Source organism: Dietzia massiliensis, from assembly GCF_018390595.1.
GTDB lineage: Bacteria > Actinomycetota > Actinomycetes > Mycobacteriales > Mycobacteriaceae > Dietzia > Dietzia massiliensis.
The window spans coordinates 1-444 of sequence record NZ_JAHBAV010000200.1; the positions used below are offsets into that span (position 1 = coordinate 1).

At 32.9% G+C, this 444-nt stretch carries 1 protein-coding gene; it reads left to right on the forward strand.

The genetic code is table 11. The annotated features are described in order from the left end of the window. Window positions 1-85 precede the first annotated feature (85 nt). Window positions 86-444 (forward strand): Mur ligase domain-containing protein (locus tag KHA85_RS20260; RefSeq protein ID WP_236885848.1); only part of this gene is annotated, 359 nt, incomplete at its 3' end.

Genomic DNA, 444 nt, shown 5'->3' on the forward strand with positions numbered 1-444 from the left:
GATGATTAGTTTAGATGGTAAAAGGCAGTTATTAGATACTAATGATATATCTGATGGAATAGGTTTTGAAATTTAGGGGGTTAGTATGAGGGTAAGTGAAATAGTTGAAGCTACAGGTGGTAAATTGATTTGTGGTAATAGTAATCAGGAAATTACAGGTTTTAGTCAAGATAGTCGAAAAGTTAGTCCAGGAATGATGTATATTCCAATAATTGGAGAGCGTTTTGATGGACATGATTTTATTAAAAATGCTTTTGAAAATGGTGCTAGTGCGGTGATTAGTGACCGTGATATTGATGATAGTGAACATATTATTATCAAGGTTAAAGATACATTAAAAGCACTTCAGGATATGGCACATTATTTACGAAAACATCGTAAGGTAAAAGTTGTAGGAATTACTGGTAGTGTTGGTAAGACAAGTACACGAGATATGGTTTATAG